Here is a 16,819-nt window from a genome sequence, read left to right on the forward strand (position 1 = left end):
TCTGACAGGTATTAAAAGTTCACACCCAGGCTGAGGGCGACATAGTCGCGATCAGTGTTGGTATTCCACTTTCCGCCGAAGTAGTCGGTGTAACTGAGGCTCGCTGTGTAGGTATTCATGTAGTCGGCATCCACGCCGAGGCTGATCGCCTTATTGCCTTCCTCGAAGTTCGGACCGATACCATTGACGTCATGGGACCAGGCCAGGTTGGGCGACAGATTGATGCCCGCGATGAGGTTGGGGTATTCGAGCTTGCCGCGCAGGCGATAGCCCCACGAGTCGGTGGTATAGAAACCGTGACTGTTGCATTCCTGTTGCGGGTTGCCGGGTCGCGTGACGCCAGGCTGACCCGGTACCGGTGTGGCCTGGCCAACGCAGACCGCCTGATTGACCAACTGCCCGGCGCCGAACACCGTGCTGCGGCCAAACCGCACATCGCTGCCGTCGCTGGAACCCAGGCCGTTGATGCGGTTGTAGCCCACCTCGCCCACCAGGGTCAGGCGCTCGGAACCCAGGATCTGGTCGAAGAACCGGGTGGCACTCATCTGCGCCTGCAACACCGGCATACGCTGGTAGCCATCAATCGACGCCCCGACGACGTTGGACGACTGTCCGCTGACGAACAGCGGTGAAGTGGCGTTGCCCACGGCGGCCAGGTTGATATCGGCACCGTTGAGGTTCAACGGCATGTTCGGCCGATAGCTGACCTCGCCACCCAGCGATGTACCGAGCGCGTTGGTGGCGAAGCTCAAGCCGTACAAGCGCACGTCTTCTGGATAGACCACGTTGTAGCTGGCGCTGCGAACCGCCGTCACCGCGTTGGCGGTATTGGTTGCGCGGGTAAAGTCCAGGCTCGGGTTACGGCTGTGGTAATTCATGAAATAGGCGCCGAACTCGGTGTCGTTCAAGTCCGGGGCGAACCAGCGCAGGGCTACGCCGAACTGGCCGCTGTCACGGGCGTCACGGGTTTTGGTGCGCGCAATGAAAGCGTCGTCGGTCAGGCCAGGAGTGGCCGTGTTGTTTGCCACACCGGGTGGCAGATCCAGACCCGCCAGGACGACACGGTCGTTACAGCCTTCAGGCGTGAGGTCATTGCCGAAGAAGGTGCCGCAATTGTCGATCACCGACGGCGCCCATTCGATCTGGTAAAAAGCCTCGGCGGTAACGTTCTCGGACAAGCCCTGGGACACGTACAGCATGTTGACCGGAATCAGGCCTTCCTTCACTTCTGCGCCGGGACGACGCAGGGCTGCGACGTCGATCGGATTAATGCTGTTGATCGAGTTGCCGATGAAGGTGCTTTCGCCCCAGCTCACCACCTGCTTGCCCAGGCGCACGTTGCCCTGCAATTGATCCAGCGTGTAGTTGTGGTAGACAAAGCTGTCGAGAAACATCGCCCCGGACGATTTCGCCGCACGCTGGCGGCCGTGATCGTCGATGTCGTAGAACGGACGACTTTCGTCCATCAGCTCGAAGTCGTACCAGTACTTGCCGCGCACGAAGGCGCCACTGTCGCCGTACTTCAACTCCAGGTCATGCACGCCTTTGAAGATCTTCGAGAAGGTTTCGCCCTTCTTGAAATTCAGCCGGTTGTCGTCGTTGGTCCGCGACGAGGCGTTGCCCCTGACACCTTGCGAATTGAAGTTGGAAATGAAGTCCGGGTCGGGTCCGCGGACGGCCCAACTGGCACCCACCGACAGCGACGAATCGAAACTGGCCTCGATTTCACCGATGCTGAAATCGACGGCAAATGCCTGTGGGCTAACGGCGGCAGCAACGGCGACGGCCAAAAGGTGTGGGTAGCAAACTCCACGCATTCTCGTAATGCTCATGCGTTTCTCCATTGATTCTGGCGCAAGGAAACCCGATCGCCCTCGTGGATGCGACTCGGATTACGGTGATCAAAAAGCAACGCGGCCTGACTGACCGCGTGCCCGTCAGGGTTCAGGCGATGGTGCGTTGATGGTGTTCCCAGAAGGGTTTGCGCAGTTCGGTCTTCAGCACTTTGCCGACACTGGTCAGCGGCAGTGAGTCGCGAAACTCGACACTGCGCGGCACCTTGTAGCCGGCAATCAGCTCACGGCAGTGGCTGATAATCTGCTCCTGGGTAACGCTGGCACCGGGTTTGAGGATGATGACGGCGTGAACGGTCTCGCCCCATTTCTTGCAGGGAATGCCGATCACCGCACTTTGCGCGACGGCAGGATGACGGGCGATGGCCGCCTCTACCTCGCCGCAGTAGATGTTTTCGCCGCCGCTGACCACCATGTCTTTGAGGCGATCACAGATATAGATGAAACCGTCCTCGTCCATGTAGCCGCCATCACCGGTGTGCATCCATCCGCCGCGCAATGCTTCAGCGGTCGCTTCTGGCTTGTTCCAATAGCCGAGCATAACGTTGGGACCACGCACGATGATTTCGCCGACGGTGCCACGCGGCACTTCATTGTCGTTGGCATCGACGATGCGGATCTCTACGCAAATGGCTGGCTGGCCCGCCGAATACATTTTGCCATTGGCCTGGTACTCGGCAGTGTGGTACTCGGCGGGGAGCGTCGCGGCCACCGGGGACAGCTCGGTCATGCCATAGCCCTGGGAGAAGCCGGCGTTGGTGAACACCGCACGCGCCCGGTCGAGCAGTGCCGGAGTGATGGTCGACGCACCGTATCCAATGGTCCTCAGCGAACTGACGTCGTGGGCTTGCCCACGGGTTTCGCGCCAGTCCAGCAACATCTGGATCATGGTCGGCGCCAGCAGGATTTCGTTGACGTTTTCCTGGTCAATGGCTTGCAGTACACCCTCTGGCGAGAAGGTCTGCAATATCGCGTGGGTGGCGCCGGTGATGAACAGTCCAGTGATCGCCGCGAAGTCGGCCAGATGGAACATCGGCATCGCATGCAGAAAAATCGTATCGTTGCCAAGGCGCCCCTGGGACAGGGTATTGAGCGCCGAAAACGCCACGTTGTTGTGACTGAGCATCACCCCTTTGGGGTGACCGGTGGTGCCACCGGTATAGAAAATCCCGAGCAACGAATCGCCACCGCGCCGGGCATCTTCCACCGGTTCACTGGAAGCGATCAGCGATTCGTAATTGAGCATGCCACGGGGGGTTTCGCCATCGCCGGCATAAATCACCCGTTGTACGCTTTGCGCTTCTTCAAGTACCCGGGCGCCGAGTTCCTTGTGGTGATCGTCGACAATCAGGACGCTCGTTTGCGAGTCGTTCAGGGAATAGATGATCTCCGCCGCACTCCAGCGAAAATTCACCGGATTGACCACCGCATCGGCCCAGGGTACCGCTTGATAGTACTCAAGATAACGTGCGCAGTTGAATGCCAGCATCGCCACGCGATCACCGCTGGCAACCCCCAGTCCCTTGAGTGCACCGGCCAGGCGTGCGACACGCGCACCGAACTGGGCGTAGGTAATCTGACGGCCCTGGAAGCGAACCGCAATGGCATTGGGTCGTTGCTGCAGATGACGGTGCAGCCCTTGTGTGATGTACATGCAAACTCCAATTGTTTTTATTATTCAATGGGTTCGAAACTTTGCCGGGGCCGGTCAGCGTTCTGCAGTCAAAGACTGTCGAGTACGCTGACAAACCGACCCGCAACGGGCCGGTCTGAACGTCACAGCGAGCGCGCAACAACTTCGCGCTGAATCTCGTTGGAGCCACCGTAGATCCGCGCTACCCGCGCATCGGCCCACATCCGCCCGATCGGGTACTCGTTCATGTAGCCGTAGCCGCCGAACAGTTGCAGGCAGCGATCGAGCACTTCGCCTTGACGCTCGGTCAGCCAGAACTTGCCCATCGATGCCAGGGTGGTATCGAGGGTGCCGTCGATCCAGCGCTGGATGATCAGGTCGACAAAGGTGCGTGAAGCGAGCACCGTCGCCTTCGCGTCAGCCAGCACGAAGCGGCTGTTCTGGAAGTCGATGACCGGCTTGCCGAAGGCTTTGCGGTCCTTGGTGTATTCCACGGTCAAACGCAGGGCACGCTCCATCACCGCGACAGCACCTACACCGATCTGCGCACGTTCGTACGGCAGTTGGCTCATCAGGGTGTAGAAACCGCGACCTTCCACTTCACCCAGCAGGCAATCAGCCGGCACTTCGACGTCATCGAAGAACATTTCCGAGGTGTCCTGGGCGTGCATGCCGACTTTGCTCAGCAATTTGCCGCGACGAAAGCCCGGGGTGTTGGTGTCGACCATGAACAACGAAACGCCCTTGGCGCCCTGCGTGATGTCGGTCTTGGCGATGACCAGCACCATGTCGCAGGTCTGACCGTTGCTGATGAAGGTCTTGGCGCCGTTGATGACGTACTTGTCCCCCCTCTTCACCGCACGGGTGCGCACCGATTGCAGATCTGAACCAGCGCCTGGTTCGGTCATCGCGATAGCGCAAATGATCTCGCCGGAACCGATTTTCGGCAGCCAGTGTTTCTTCTGCGCTTCGGTGCCGGATTCGAGGATGTAGTGGGCGACGATATGACTCAGGCCAATGCCCAGGCCGCTGCCGTTGGCGTTCATCGCCTGAATCACGCACACGTAGTGGCCGATGCCGCCACCAGCACCACCGTATTCTTCCGATACGTCAGGCAGAATCAGACCCAGTTCACCGGCCTTGAGCCAGGCGGAGCGGTCGGCGCAGTGCTGCTCGCGCCATTTCAACTCGTTCGGCTCCATGTATTCCCTGGCGAAGCGCTGGACCATGTCGTTGAACGACTCCAGGTCCTCGGTCATCCAGGCAGAGCGGTAGTTTTCCAGCATTGCAAATACCTCGGGTTCTGAGGCCTGTTGACCGCGAACGGGCAACAGGCGCGACACAGCGTTGGCCCCGCCCGTTGTGGCGGGCGAGCACCGCGACGGGCAGTTAGAAGTTCGAGCCTGGGCCACCGCCGCAGTAGATGACCTGACCAGAGCAGAAATTGGATTCCGGCAGGCAGAACATGACCACTGCACCCGCCGCCTCTTCCGGTGTGCCAGTACGGCCCAGCGGGATGGTGGCGGCGACACTGTCCAGACGTGACTGCTGAACGCCGACCTTGATCTCGCGACCTTCAATGCTCACGGTTTTGCTGTCTTCACCGGCCAGGGCCTGGGTCAGGCGAGTATCGATCAGGCCGAAGGCAACGGCGTTGACGTTGACCTTCAGGCGCCCCCACTCCTTGGAAAGGGTTTTGGTCAGGCCCAGAATCCCGGACTTGCCCGAGGAGTAGTTGGACTGGCCGACGTTGCCGCCCGCTGCACCAGAGGAAATGTTCACCACCTTGCGCAATACTTCGCGGCCTTCTGCGGCCTCTTTTTTGGCCTGGGCGCTGATCACTGGCTGGGCAGCCCGCAGGATGCGGAATGGCGCGGTCAGGTGGCAGTCGATGACGGCGTACCATTGTTCGTCGCTCATCTTCTGGATGACGTTGTCCCAGGTAAAACCGGCGTTGTTGACGATGATGTCGATGGCGCCATAGTTCTTGACGGCGGTTTGCACGAAACGGTCGGCAAAATCGGCGGCGGTCACGCTACCGACGCAAGCCACGGCCTCGCCACCCGCGTCGCGAATCTGCGCAACCACTTCATCAGCCGGTTCGGCGTCCAGATCGTTGACCACGACTTTGGCGCCATACGCCGCCAGCTGCAGGGCGACTTCACGACCAATACCGCGACCGGAACCGGTGACCAGTGCAACTTTGCCTTCAAGCTTTTTCATTTTTGTTTTCCTTAGAGAGGTGGGATGGAAGTTCAGGCCAGGGCCACGACGGCTTCACCGGCGAGTTTTTCTTCGCCGTACTGGTTGGCGCAGCGGATCTGCAGGCGCACGCGTTTCTCACCGTTCTCTTCGAATTTCTCGGTGACGGTTCCGGTGCAGGTCGGGATGTGCCCCAAATGGGTGATGCCGGTGAAACGGATCGACAGGCTGCGTACCTGTTGCTGCGGTACCCATTGGGTCAGCAGACGACCGAGGTAGGCGGCCGACAACATGCCGTGGGCGAACACATCGGGCATGCGTGATTTGCGTGCAAAGTCGAGGTCGACGTGGATCGGGTTGTGGTCGCCCGAAGCCCCGCAGTAGAGGGCCAGGGTGGTACGGTTGACCGGCGGCAGTTGCAGCAGCGCAATGGCGTCGCCAACCTGGATATCGGAGTATTGAACGTGGCTGCTTTGAGACAGGGACATGGACATTTCCTCAACGCTGTACGAGGGACGAGCGGACATCGGCGATGTGTTCGCCATGCTGGTTGGTGACGCGCGACTGCGTGACCACGAACTGCAATGCCCCCCCCTTCTTCTCGTAGACATCGGTGATGCGGGCGTCGAATGTCAGCACGTCGCCGGCATAGGCCAGGGCGTGATAGACGAAGGATTGCTCGGCATGCAGGATGCGGCCGAGGTCGAAATCGACCAGCTTCAGGAACGTCGTCAGATCACGACCTTCACCTTCCAGGCACTTCAAAAACGTCGGCGGCACCAGCAGGGATTTGTGGCCCGCCGCGATGGCAGCCGCTTCGCTGGTGTAGACCGGATCGGTTTCACCGATTGCCTTGGCGAAGAAGCGCAGGCGGCCCTTCTCCACGTCGACGCTGAACGTGTCGAGCTGGTGCCCGATCAGACTCTTGTCTGCCATTTGTCTCACTCCTCTTGTTGTTATGCGTGGCCGAACGGTCACGCCCGTGGAAAGACTCAGTTGCGTCCGTACATCGTCACGACGCAGGCGCCGCCCAGGCCAATGTTGTGTTGCAGGGCGATGTTCAGGTCTTCGACCTGGCGCTTGTCTGCGGTGCCGCGCAGCTGATGGGTCAGCTCGTAGCACTGCGCCAGGCCGGTGGCTCCCAGTGGATGGCCCTTGGAAAGCAGACCGCCGGACGGATTGGTCACTACCTGGCCGCCGAAGGTGTTATCGCCATCGAGGACGAACTGCTCGCCGCCACCGACTGGACACAAGCCCAGGCCTTCGTAGGTCAGCAATTCGTTGTGGGCGAAGCAGTCATGCAACTCCACGGCGCGCACGTCCTGCGGGCCAACGCCCGCCTGCTCGTAGACCAATTGCGCGGCACTCTGGGTCATGTAGAAACCGGCGTAGGCGATCATCGAAGGCGGGTCGAACGACTCCACCGAGTCGGTGACCAGCGACTGGGCGAGAATCACCACGTCCCTGCGCAGGCCGTGCTTCTTGGCGAAGGCTGGCGAGCAGATGATCGCCGCCGCTGCGCCACAGGTTGGTGGACAGGCCATCAGGCGCGTCATCACGCCTGGCCACAAAATCTGATCGTTCATCACGTCTTCGGTGGTCAGGACATTCTTGAACAGTGCCAAGGGGTTGTTCGCGGCATGGCGGCTGGCCTTGGCGCGGATGGCGGCGAAGGTTTCCATGCGGGTGCCGTACTTCTGCATGTGTTCGCGGCCCGCACCGCCGAAGGTTTTGAGCGCACGCGGCAGGTCGACGTCACGGGTCAGTCCTTCCAGGACGTGAGCCACGCTGGCCCTGGTTTGTGGACGGTCATCCCAATGCGACTTGAGCGCACCGGCCTGCATTTGCTCGAAACCCAATGCCAGCACGCATTCAGCCTGGCCGCTCTGCACAGCGGCGCGGGCCAGGTACAGAGCCGTCGAGCCGGTGGAGCAGTTGTTGTTGACGTTCACCACCGGAATACCCGTGCGGCCCACTTCATACAGGGCGGTCTGCCCGCAGGTGGAATCGCCGTAGACATAGCCAGCGAACGCCATCTGCACCTTGTCGTAACCGATGCCGGCATCCTTCAGCGCCTGACGCACAGCCTCGGCGCCCATCTCCGTATAGCTTGAACTCTTGCCCGGTTTGGCGAAGGCGATCATGCCGACCCCGGCGACGACGACTTTTTCACTCATGGATGAATTTCCCTTGGAATACGCGTTCGGTGGTCGTACCGCCGGCCGGCAGGTTCTTGTGGGATTCATCCTAGGTTTGGCAGTCGCCGCGCTTCGACCGTCGAAGGGATGAACTTGCGGAGGTAACGGGAGGCGTTCCAAGGAACGTTTGGTGGGAGTACCGCGGGGGTGTTTGGCTTTCAACCTCCAAACATTGTGGGAGCGAGCCTGCTTGCGATGGATGTCAACGATAACGCGTGCTGCCCGGTTGAACGCATGTGCCGGACGTTTTTCGCGAGCAGGCTCGCTCCTACAGAAAAGCGAGGGCAGCGCGGCATATACGCATGCCCTTGAAAGGTTTTCAGAACTACTCCCTCAACGCCTTCCTTCGGACCACAGCGGATCTACTCCGCAGCATCATCCCTTCGGCGCTCGCTCAAATCCTGCGCTGCAACGAGCATGGCAAGAGTCCCTGTCCCCTGACCTTGCGAGGATTCAAATGACTGAATACAGACCAGCGTGGCTGACCGAAGACCTGGCGATCTTCCAGGCATCGGTTCGCCGTTTTGCCGCCGAAGAACTGGTGCCCCATGAAGAACGCTGGGCGCAGCAAAAGCACGTGGACCGCCAGACGTGGCTCAGAGCGGGTGAGATGGGCATGCTGTGCCCGGCGATTCCGGAAGAGTACGGCGGCAGCGGCGGCAGTCACGCGCACAACGCGATCATTGGCTACGAGCTGGCCCGCGCGGTCGCTACCAGCCTGGGTACCAATGTGCACAGCGCGATCTGCGCGCACTACATCCTGCGTTACGCCTCAGAAGAACAGAAAATGCGCTGGCTGCCGAAAATGGCCAGCGGCGAAATGGTCGCCGCCATCGCCATGACCGAACCCGGCGCCGGCACCGACTTGCAAAACGTCAAGACCAAGGCCATTCGCGATGGCGACCATTACGTCATCAACGGTTCGAAAACGTTTATCACCAACGGCTCCCAGGCCGACCTGGTGCTGCTGGTATGCAAGACCGACCCGTCCCTGGGCGCCAAGGGCATGTCGATCATCGTGCTGGAGGTCAATGACCTGCCGGGCTTCCGTCGCGGACGCATCCTCGACAAACTCGGTCAGAAAGGCCAGGACACCTCGGAGCTGTTCTTCGATGACATGCGCGTGCCGGTCGCCAACCTGCTTGGCCCGGAGGAAGGCAAGGGTTTCGTCCAGTTGATGCAGCAATTGCCCGAGGAGCGCATGTTCATCGCGATGAACGCGTTGGGTGCCATGGAGCGGGCGGTCGAGGAAACCATCAAGTACACCAACGACCGCAAGCTCTTCGGCAAGCCGCTGCTGGACATGCAGAACACCCGCTTCAAACTGGCGGAAATGCAGACCACCGTGACCATCGCCCGCACCTTCATCCACGATTGCCTGGGCAAGATGATCAAGCACGAACTGGACGCAACCACCGCCGCGATGGCCAAGTGGTGGGCCTCCACGCAAGCCTGTCAGATCATCGACGAGTGCCTGCAGCTACATGGCGGCTACGGTTACATGCTCGAATACCCGATCGCCCGCCTGCATATCAACACCCGGCCGATGCGTATCTATGGCGGCTCCAATGAAGTCATGAAAGAGCTGATTGCCCGCACCCTGTAGGAACTGGCTTGCCAGCGAAGATCGTCAACGATGACGCAGGCATCCTGACGAAACGCGTTGTTCTTGCGATCTTCGCGAGCACGCTCGCTCCTACAGAATTGGCGCGATAGCGCCTTCAGTGATCGGCTTTGACCACTGCACGCACACAACGAGCACACGCCAATGAATTCACCCCCTGAGCCCTTTCAAGCTGTCGCCCACGAGGACAGGCCTCCAGCCGGTTTCGTGCCGATGGGACGCGTCGGTTTTGTGGTGCATTGCACCGGCCTGTATGTCCATGAAGAACGCTCCATACTGGCCGCGCGCATCCGCCCTGAACACTTGAACCCATTAGGCATCGCCCACGGCGGTTTTCTCGCAACCCTGGCCGACACCGCCTTCGGACGGGCACTGAAACTGGCGGCGGCCACCGAGCTGCCGCCGGCGACCATCAACCTGAGCATGGACTACCTGAGCCCGGCCAGCCTGGGTGCGTGGATCGAAGCCCATGTGCAGATTCACCGGGTCGGGCGCTCGCTGGCCCATGCCAGCCTCGACCTGGTCGATGGCGAGCGTCTGGTGGCACGGGGCAAGGCGACGTTTATCGGTAATACCCCAAGCCTGCACGGCAGGAATCGCAAAGGCTGATTAAAGCTGCGGATTGCTGGGCAGTTTGAGCTGAAGGTCGCGCACCTTGGCGATAGCCTCGTCCCGCCCGGTAACCCCCAACTTGTAAAAGATGTTCTTCATGTGCCATTTCACCGTTTCCGGCGACAGGTTCAGCACCCGGGCGATTTTTTTGTTGGGCAGCGCCTGAGCCACCAGACCGAGCACGTCCATCTCGCGAATGCTCAGCACGCAGGTCGTGTCGGTGTCCGCTGCCTGCTGGCTGCCCGCATCGGTGGCGCGGGCGATGTCGAGCAGGCGTTGCGCGTAAAACGTCAGCACTGGATCAAGCACATTGTCGGCGATCAGCCCCTGGAGCATCGAAGGGACGCCGGGCCACGCGTCCAGCACGCTGCGAACCAGACCCAGGCGATGGCCCTGACGCAACGCCTCCACCCATTGCTCGCGAGCCGCGTTCAGCTCACCCCTGCCTTGTTCGATCACGGCCATCTGCACGCGCATCGACACGACGCGACGCCAACGGTGGTTACTCTGTGACGCCTCGATCAGCGCCGGCAACCGCTCGGCCGCCGCCGCAAAATCCGCGGTATGCAGGTGCCGCTCAACCGTGGCCCGACGGGCGATGATCCGCACTTCCAGTGGTGTACCCGACTCCGACAAGCCGTTCTGTTGCGCCGCTTGGCTGATACGCTGCAGTACACAATCAGCCTCCGCCTCGTCCCCTGTTTGCTGCATCCAGCGCATACGCACCAGGAGTGCACAGACCAGTAACCGCCCCAGCTCATAACGACTGGCATACTGTTCCAGGCGATCCAGCCAGCTCAAGGCTTCGGTCCGTCGGCCCGCCAGCCAGTGCGCCATCGCCAGTGTCTGCGTGCACTGCAACACGGTGTCGGGAATCGCTACCTGCTCCAGCAGTTTCATCCGCCGTTCGAGCAACTGGCAGGTCGCGTCGTACTCCCCCTGTTCGTACAACGCAGTGCCAAGCAATCCGGCGGCCATGGTGCTGACCACAAGGTAGGCCACTCCGTGCTTTTCGGACTCCTCCAGCACCTCTCGGTAGAGATGCTCGGCCTGGGTGGCGCGGCCTTCGAGTGCCAGGCTCATGCCACTCATGCAACGCCCCAGCAGGCTGCGGCGTGGCGAGCCAAGTGGTCGTTCGCCGTTTTCGAGAAGCTCCCGCGCTTTCTCGAATTCACCCTGGTACATATACAACCAGGCGAGCGTGTTGCTGCGCCCAGACCATGAAAAGTCGTCGGCATCGACGGGGATCGCCAGCAGTTCGGGCAGGATCGCCAGCATTGCTGCGGTGTCGTCCTGATGGATTGCCTGACTGCCCTTGAGGACGGTGAGTGCGTGGCGCTGCTGGGGGGCGAGTTTTGCGTAATGGGTTTGCAGATGCTGCAGCGTCAGGTGCAGTGCCTGGAAATTGCGCGAGTACAGTTGCAAATGCGCCAGCACCACTTGCAGGCCGAAACGCTCTGCGGTCTCCTCTGCCGGCAAGCCCTTGAGCAGCCCGGAGATCTGACTGAGGTTGCCTTTGGCCAGCAGGTCGTAAGCGCAAGCTTCCACGATATCGGCGGCCGCCTCGTTATCGCCGGCGCGTAGCGCATGACGCACCGCTTCATCAAGATGATCATGCTCGGTGAACCAGCCGCGTGCGATGACGTGCAACAGTTGCTCCTGCTGCGGCCGCGCCGCCAGGCGCGCCTGCAAAACGCTGCCCAGCAGCGGGTGCAGGCGATACCAGGTTTCGCGGTCATGACTCTTGACCTGGGTGATGAACAGATTGTCCCCATCGAGCCGTGCGAGCTGGGTCATCATGCCGGCAATCGCGTGGGGCTGGCCCAGCAAGGTCGCGCACAATGAGGCACAGAACCGTTCACAGATCGATGCATAGGTGAGCAGGCGCAGGTCTTCTGGCTCCAGGCGCACCAGGACTTCACGTTCGAAATAGTCGGCGAAGCCAGTGGCGTCGCGAATCTGCACCCGGTCGAAGCGGGTCATCTGTTTGGCTTTGATATCGACGGCAAACAATTGCAGGCCGGCAATCCAGCCATCGGTCAGTTCGTGCAGCGTCGCCGCGTCGCGTGAGTCGATGACACCCAGGTGCTCTCGCAGGAAAAGCTCCGATTCGCTGCGACTGAAGCGCAGGTCGCGCAAATCGAATTCACTGACCTGATCCCGGGCGCGCAAGGGCGCCAACGGGAATGGCAACGCACTGCGTGTACCGAATACCAGGTGCAGGTTTTGCGGTGCATAGTCGATCAACCATTGCAGCGTCTGGACAATCCGCGGGTTCTGCAAATGCTGCATGTCATCAAGCATCAGCACCAGTTCGCGCGAATGCTGAGCGATGCCCTGGACCAGCGTGATGATCCAGTGCTCAAACGCCATTTCCTGATTGTCGCGCCCGAGCAGAACGCCCGCATCACGCACGTGCTCCGGCAACACTTCAGCAAGACTGGCCTGCAGGCAATGGCAGAAGCGCCCGACCTCGTCGTCCTCCACCGCCAGTGAGAGCCAGGCAACTTCGAAATTCATCGCCAGCAATTCCCGGCGCCAGGCCAGCAACGTGCTGGTTTTACCGCAGCCAGCAGGTCCCTGAATCACCACGCAACGCTGCCGACGGACCTCCAGCAGGCGCTGCATCAGGCTTTCCCGAGGTACCAGCCGACGTGCCCCGCGCGGAGGGACAACTTTGGTATCGGCAATGGACTGGTCCGCTTCGACCGAACAACGCAGGTCAATGTCTTTGATGGGGGGTAGCGACATGGGAAAACGGTTCCGGAATGGCGGGTCAGGCGACGAGCGACGTGGGACAGAGTGTGTCTCGGCAGCATGAAATTACGCTGCACATTGTAGGCCTTAACGCGTCGTTTGCCGATACGGCTTTCGTACAACCGAGTTTGCAGTGAAACCAGACACTCGGTGTTTATCCAGCATGCCCGCGTCATCGTTGACGTCCATCGCGAGCGCGCTCGCTCCTACAGGTGATCGCACACTCCTGTAGGAGCGAGCATGCTCGCGAAAACCTGAGAGCGCCGCGTTTTTCCAGCATGCCCGCGTCATCGTTGACGGGTCGCCATCTGTGGGCGAGCATGCTCGCGAGCCTGAGAGCGCCGCGTTTTCCAGCATGTGATCGGCCATCGCGAGCGCGCTCGCCCTGTAGGAGCGAGCATGCTCGCGAAGAACCTGAAAGCGCCGCGTTTTTCCAGCATGCCCGCGTTATCGTTGACGGCCATCGCGAGCGCGCTCGCTCCTACAGGTGATCGCACACTCCTGTAGGAGCGAGCATGCTCGCGAAGAACCTGAAAGCGCCGCGTTTTTCCAGCATGCCCGCGTTATCGTTGACGGCCATCGCGAGCGCGCTCGCTCCTACAGGTGATCGCGTACTCCTGTAGGAGCGAGCATGCTCGCGAAGAACCTGAGGCGCCGCGTTTTCCAGCATGCCCGCGTTATCGTTGACGGCCATGCGGGGCTCGGCTCCTACAGATGACCGCGTACTCTCGTGTGGGGGGGGCGATCTCGGAACCTGAGAGCGCCGCGTTTTTTCAGCATGCCCGCGTCATCGTTGACGGCCATCGCGAGCGCGCTCGCTCCTACAGGTGATCGCACACTCCTGTAGGAGCGACCATGCTCGCGAAGAACCTGAGAGCGCCGCGTTGGTCCGGGATGACAATTCAAGCCTTGGGCAAGCCTTCAGGCCACAACAACCGTACCGCATCGCCGCCTTCGCGATAGGCGTGACAGGTGCCGATCACCCATGGGCGCACCGCGACGACCTGTTGCGCCCCTGTCTCCCTGCGGCGGCTGGCCTCCGCGCGGAAGGTGGAAAACATCGTCTGCATCGCGGTGGAGGCCATGCGTTCAAGCAGTTCGGTGATGTGGGTGCAACCGCTCACGCCACCGACAATGGCCTTCATTTTCTGCTTGAAACCCGCGGCAATCTTCAACCCCACAAGGCGCGAATAGGCTGCCGCCGCTTCGCCGCAGAACGGACTGGCACCGGTGGCTGTCAGGGCTGCGATGCTCTGGATCACCATGTCGGTGTCGAGGGTCATCACCAGGCGCATATCATGGATCGCACCGCCACTGGGCACCCGGTGAAAAGGCAGGTCGGTTGGCTCATTGGTCAGGTCCAGCAGGCGTCCTTCGATGTCGAACAGACCGTCGCTGCGCTGATAGCCCTTGCAGGTGATTTCGCGGGTATGCAGCAGGGTGCGAACGGGCGATTCAAGAGGCTGGGTGGTCATCAATGGAATCCTTCTTGCAAAAAACGCAACGCACGGATGGCTCAGTTTTTTCCGTACAGGGTGACGACGCAGGCGCCGCCCAGGCCGAGGTTGTGTTGCAAGCCATGACGCAAGCCCTCGACTTGACGCGCCCCCGCCGTTCCGCGCAGTTGATGGGTCAGCTCGTAGCACTGCGCAAGGCCGGTTGCGCCCAGTGGATGGCCTTTGCACAACAGACCACCGGAAGGATTGGTCACGACCCGGCCGCCATAGGTGTTATCGCCATCGAGGACGAATTTCTCGGCCTCGCCGATCGGGCACAGGCCCAGTGCTTCATAGGTCAGCAGTTCGTTGTGGGCGAAGCAGTCGTGCAGTTCGACCACGCGAATGTCCTGGGGACCGACGCCGGCCTTTTCGTAGACCGCACCCGCAGCCCGCTCGGCCATGTGTGCACCGACAAAACCAATCATGGTTTTCGGTTCGAAAGACTCCACCGGATCGGTCACCAGCGACTGAGCGAGGATCGCCACGTCGCTGCGCAGGCCATGCTTTTTCGCAAACGCCGGCGAGCAGATGATCGCGGCAGCTGCGCCGCAGGTCGGTGGGCACGCCATCATGCGGGTCATCACCCCGTCCCACATCAGTTGGTCGTTCATCACCTCTTCGGTGGTGACGATCTTCTTGAACAAAGCCAATGGGTTGTTGGCAGCGTGGCGGCTGGCCTTGGCGCGGATCGCAGCGAAGGTGCTCATCTGCGTGCCGTATCGGCGCATGTGCTCGCGGCCCGCGCCGCCGAAGGTAATCAGGTTGCGAGGGATGTCGCCGGCGTCACCGCACAGCTCATCCTGAATCGGCAGATAATCACCTCGGGGCAACGGCCGGTCATCGAAGTTGGAGCGGGTCGGTCCCGGTCGCATCTGTTCGAAACCGACTGCCAGGGCGCAATCGACCTGGCCGCTTTCAACGGCGGCACGGGCGAGGAACAAGGCACTGGAGCCGGTGGCACAGGCGTTGTTGACGTTGAACACCGGAATGGCCGTACGACCGACCCGATACAGCACGGCCTGACCGCAGGTGGTATCACCGTAGACGTAACCGGCGAACGCCATTTGTACTTTGTCATAGCTCAGGCCGGCATCGGCCAGCGCCAGGCGCACCGCTTCGGCCCCCATATCGATGTAGCTCGGGCTCGCACCCGGTTTGCTGAATGGGATCATGCCGACCCCGGCTACTAATGCGTTATGACTCATCGAGATGTCCTGTAGGGTTGTGCGTTGTGGGATTTCATAGCGCCAGCGCGATGGTTTCGTGCAGGGCCTTGCCGGTAGCGCCGTGGTCGACCACGGCGCGGGTAATCGAATGGGTGCGCAGGCGGCCCTGAGCGGCGCGCAGGCGCGACAGTTCGTCGGCGCAGGTGCGCAGGGTTTCGCTGGCATACAGATTGGCGACCGCCGCGTGCTCGGCGCTCAACGACTGGCGCATGCGCTGGTCCAGGTAGTGATCAACCAATACCCGCAAGGCGACGGCGCGGGCCTTGATGGCCGCCATCTTGTTGCGGGTGTGTTGCAACTGCCATGGGCAATGCCCGTCACCATCGGGTTGACGCAGATGGATCAGGGTCAGATCCAGCAAATGCTCCAGGCGACTGGCGGCGTAAACCGCTGACAACAGGTGCTCCTGATCCCCCGACCGGTTCAGGTACTCCACGCCCCTGCCCGCCTCGCCCAGCAAATGGCTGGCCGGCACTCGGACGTTGCTCAAGCGCAATTCGGCGGCACTCGGTTGCTCGCAGCGATGAGGACTGCGGCTGCGCTGCACACCGGGGCGGTCTGTCTCGACCATGATCAGGCTGATACCCGCCTCGCCGTCGTCCTCCCCGGTGCGACAGGCGAGCAATATCAGGCCACCGGTCATGCCGTTGCCGACACAGGTTTTGCTGCCGCTGATCAGGTAGTCATCACCATCGCGCAGAGCGCGCGTTTGCAGGTTCCTGAGCTTGCCACCGGGCTCGTTCACCGCCAGGGCCAACTGAACTTCGCCGCTGCAAACCCCCGGCAGCCAGCGGCGCTTCTGTTGCTCACTGGCCCATTGAGCGATGGTCGCCGCAATGACGTCGGAGTGCAGGGAGAACGCCCGATCGCAGACACCGGCACGGGCGAATTCCTCGCGCAGAACCGCCGCATGACCAAAATCGCCACCGCCACCGAACTCCGCTGGCAGGGTCACACACAGCAATCCCTCGCGACCGGCCTTCAGCCAGACCCGAGGCTCGACATCGCCGGGGTTTTCGCAACGGGCGTGTCGAGGCAGGTATTCGCGCTCAAGAAAACGCCGCACGGCGGTGCGGAACATTTCATGGTCTTCACGGTAGATAGTGCGTTGAACGTCCATCCGTAACCTTTGCTCATCCCGATTGCATGGGAAACGGGGAAATAACCCGTTCCTTTGTGTCGAGGTAATCGTTGCATGAGACCGGAGGATCGGGA

Annotated in this window: 14 protein-coding genes; 2 read left to right on the top strand and 12 right to left on the bottom strand. The window is 61.2% G+C overall.

The genetic code is table 11. From position 1 onward, the window contains the following. Positions 1-11: 11 nt before the first annotated feature. From QMK58_RS16425 to QMK58_RS16455, 7 genes are all read right to left on the bottom strand, one after another. Positions 12-1,832 carry a DUF1302 domain-containing protein gene (locus tag QMK58_RS16425; RefSeq protein WP_053159171.1) on the bottom strand — a complete coding sequence of 607 codons (1,821 nt, stop codon included), beginning with the start codon at positions 1,830-1,832 and terminating at the stop codon, positions 12-14. A gap of 112 nt (positions 1,833-1,944) precedes the next feature. Then, a complete protein-coding gene (locus tag QMK58_RS16430; protein WP_320395048.1) occupies positions 1,945-3,507 on the bottom strand; it encodes a long-chain-fatty-acid--CoA ligase in 1,563 nt (520 codons plus the stop codon). A gap of 122 nt (positions 3,508-3,629) precedes the next feature. After that, a complete protein-coding gene (locus tag QMK58_RS16435) occupies positions 3,630-4,772 on the bottom strand; it encodes an acyl-CoA dehydrogenase family protein (protein WP_053159169.1) in 1,143 nt (380 codons plus the stop codon). 103 nt (positions 4,773-4,875) lie between these two features. Continuing rightward, positions 4,876-5,709, bottom strand: coding sequence for an SDR family NAD(P)-dependent oxidoreductase (locus QMK58_RS16440; protein WP_053159167.1), 834 nt, complete (start codon positions 5,707-5,709; stop codon positions 4,876-4,878). Between the two features lie 32 nt (positions 5,710-5,741). Further along, positions 5,742-6,176, bottom strand: coding sequence for a MaoC family dehydratase (locus tag QMK58_RS16445; protein WP_053159165.1), 435 nt, complete (start codon positions 6,174-6,176; stop codon positions 5,742-5,744). A gap of 10 nt (positions 6,177-6,186) precedes the next feature. After that, complete coding sequence (locus tag QMK58_RS16450; protein ID WP_053159163.1) at positions 6,187-6,624, bottom strand: MaoC family dehydratase N-terminal domain-containing protein; 438 nt, start codon at positions 6,622-6,624, stop codon at positions 6,187-6,189. 56 nt (positions 6,625-6,680) lie between these two features. Beyond that, on the bottom strand, positions 6,681-7,865 hold the full coding sequence (locus QMK58_RS16455) for a lipid-transfer protein (protein ID WP_320395049.1): 1,185 nt from the start codon (positions 7,863-7,865) through the stop codon (positions 6,681-6,683). Positions 7,866-8,343: 478 nt separating this feature from the next. Between QMK58_RS16455 and QMK58_RS16460 the strand changes: the two genes are divergently transcribed. Both QMK58_RS16460 and QMK58_RS16465 read left to right on the top strand, forming a co-directional pair. Then, positions 8,344-9,492, top strand: coding sequence for an acyl-CoA dehydrogenase family protein (locus QMK58_RS16460; protein WP_053159159.1), 1,149 nt, complete (start codon positions 8,344-8,346; stop codon positions 9,490-9,492). A 162-nt stretch (positions 9,493-9,654) separates the two neighbouring features. Continuing rightward, complete coding sequence (locus tag QMK58_RS16465; RefSeq protein ID WP_082344464.1) at positions 9,655-10,119, top strand: PaaI family thioesterase; 465 nt, start codon at positions 9,655-9,657, stop codon at positions 10,117-10,119. Here QMK58_RS16465 and QMK58_RS16470 read toward each other — a convergent pair whose 3' ends face one another. The 5 genes from QMK58_RS16470 to QMK58_RS16490 all read right to left on the bottom strand — a co-directional run bounded on the left by QMK58_RS16470 (position 10,120) and on the right by QMK58_RS16490 (position 16,724). After that, positions 10,120-12,873: a LuxR C-terminal-related transcriptional regulator gene (locus QMK58_RS16470; RefSeq protein WP_320395050.1), complete on the bottom strand. Its 2,754-nt coding sequence runs from the start codon at positions 12,871-12,873 to the stop codon at positions 10,120-10,122. Between the two features lie 487 nt (positions 12,874-13,360). Further along, complete coding sequence (locus tag QMK58_RS16475) at positions 13,361-13,573, bottom strand: hypothetical protein (RefSeq protein WP_320395051.1); 213 nt, start codon at positions 13,571-13,573, stop codon at positions 13,361-13,363. A 208-nt stretch (positions 13,574-13,781) separates the two neighbouring features. Continuing rightward, positions 13,782-14,354, bottom strand: coding sequence for a DUF2889 domain-containing protein (locus tag QMK58_RS16480; RefSeq protein ID WP_053159153.1), 573 nt, complete (start codon positions 14,352-14,354; stop codon positions 13,782-13,784). Positions 14,355-14,395: 41 nt separating this feature from the next. After that, positions 14,396-15,583 carry a lipid-transfer protein gene (locus QMK58_RS16485; protein ID WP_053159151.1) on the bottom strand — a complete coding sequence of 396 codons (1,188 nt, stop codon included), beginning with the start codon at positions 15,581-15,583 and terminating at the stop codon, positions 14,396-14,398. A gap of 34 nt (positions 15,584-15,617) precedes the next feature. Next, on the bottom strand, positions 15,618-16,724 hold the full coding sequence (locus tag QMK58_RS16490) for an acyl-CoA dehydrogenase family protein (protein ID WP_053159146.1): 1,107 nt from the start codon (positions 16,722-16,724) through the stop codon (positions 15,618-15,620). Positions 16,725-16,819: the final 95 nt, after the last annotated feature.

Origin of the sequence: Pseudomonas sp. P8_241, from assembly GCF_034008315.1 — a bacterium.
Classification (GTDB): domain Bacteria; phylum Pseudomonadota; class Gammaproteobacteria; order Pseudomonadales; family Pseudomonadaceae; genus Aquipseudomonas.

Bases quoted from the DNA above. Each gene is read 5' to 3' on its own strand.
- QMK58_RS16425 (WP_053159171.1), bottom strand. From the start codon at position 1,832: ATGAGCATTACGAGAATGCGTGGAGTTTGCTACCCACACCTTTTGGCC.
- QMK58_RS16430 (WP_320395048.1), bottom strand. From the start codon at position 3,507: ATGTACATCACACAAGGGCTGCACCGTCATCTGCAGCAACGACCCAAT.
- QMK58_RS16435 (WP_053159169.1), bottom strand. From the start codon at position 4,772: ATGCTGGAAAACTACCGCTCTGCCTGGATGACCGAGGACCTGGAGTCG.
- QMK58_RS16440 (WP_053159167.1), bottom strand. From the start codon at position 5,709: ATGAAAAAGCTTGAAGGCAAAGTTGCACTGGTCACCGGTTCCGGTCGC.
- QMK58_RS16445 (WP_053159165.1), bottom strand. From the start codon at position 6,176: ATGTCCCTGTCTCAAAGCAGCCACGTTCAATACTCCGATATCCAGGTT.
- QMK58_RS16450 (WP_053159163.1), bottom strand. From the start codon at position 6,624: ATGGCAGACAAGAGTCTGATCGGGCACCAGCTCGACACGTTCAGCGTC.
- QMK58_RS16455 (WP_320395049.1), bottom strand. From the start codon at position 7,865: ATGAGTGAAAAAGTCGTCGTCGCCGGGGTCGGCATGATCGCCTTCGCC.
- QMK58_RS16460 (WP_053159159.1), top strand. From the start codon at position 8,344: ATGACTGAATACAGACCAGCGTGGCTGACCGAAGACCTGGCGATCTTC.
- QMK58_RS16465 (WP_082344464.1), top strand. From the start codon at position 9,655: ATGAATTCACCCCCTGAGCCCTTTCAAGCTGTCGCCCACGAGGACAGG.
- QMK58_RS16470 (WP_320395050.1), bottom strand. From the start codon at position 12,873: ATGTCGCTACCCCCCATCAAAGACATTGACCTGCGTTGTTCGGTCGAA.
- QMK58_RS16475 (WP_320395051.1), bottom strand. From the start codon at position 13,573: ATGGCCGTCAACGATAACGCGGGCATGCTGGAAAACGCGGCGCCTCAG.
- QMK58_RS16480 (WP_053159153.1), bottom strand. From the start codon at position 14,354: ATGACCACCCAGCCTCTTGAATCGCCCGTTCGCACCCTGCTGCATACC.
- QMK58_RS16485 (WP_053159151.1), bottom strand. From the start codon at position 15,583: ATGAGTCATAACGCATTAGTAGCCGGGGTCGGCATGATCCCATTCAGC.
- QMK58_RS16490 (WP_053159146.1), bottom strand. From the start codon at position 16,724: ATGGACGTTCAACGCACTATCTACCGTGAAGACCATGAAATGTTCCGC.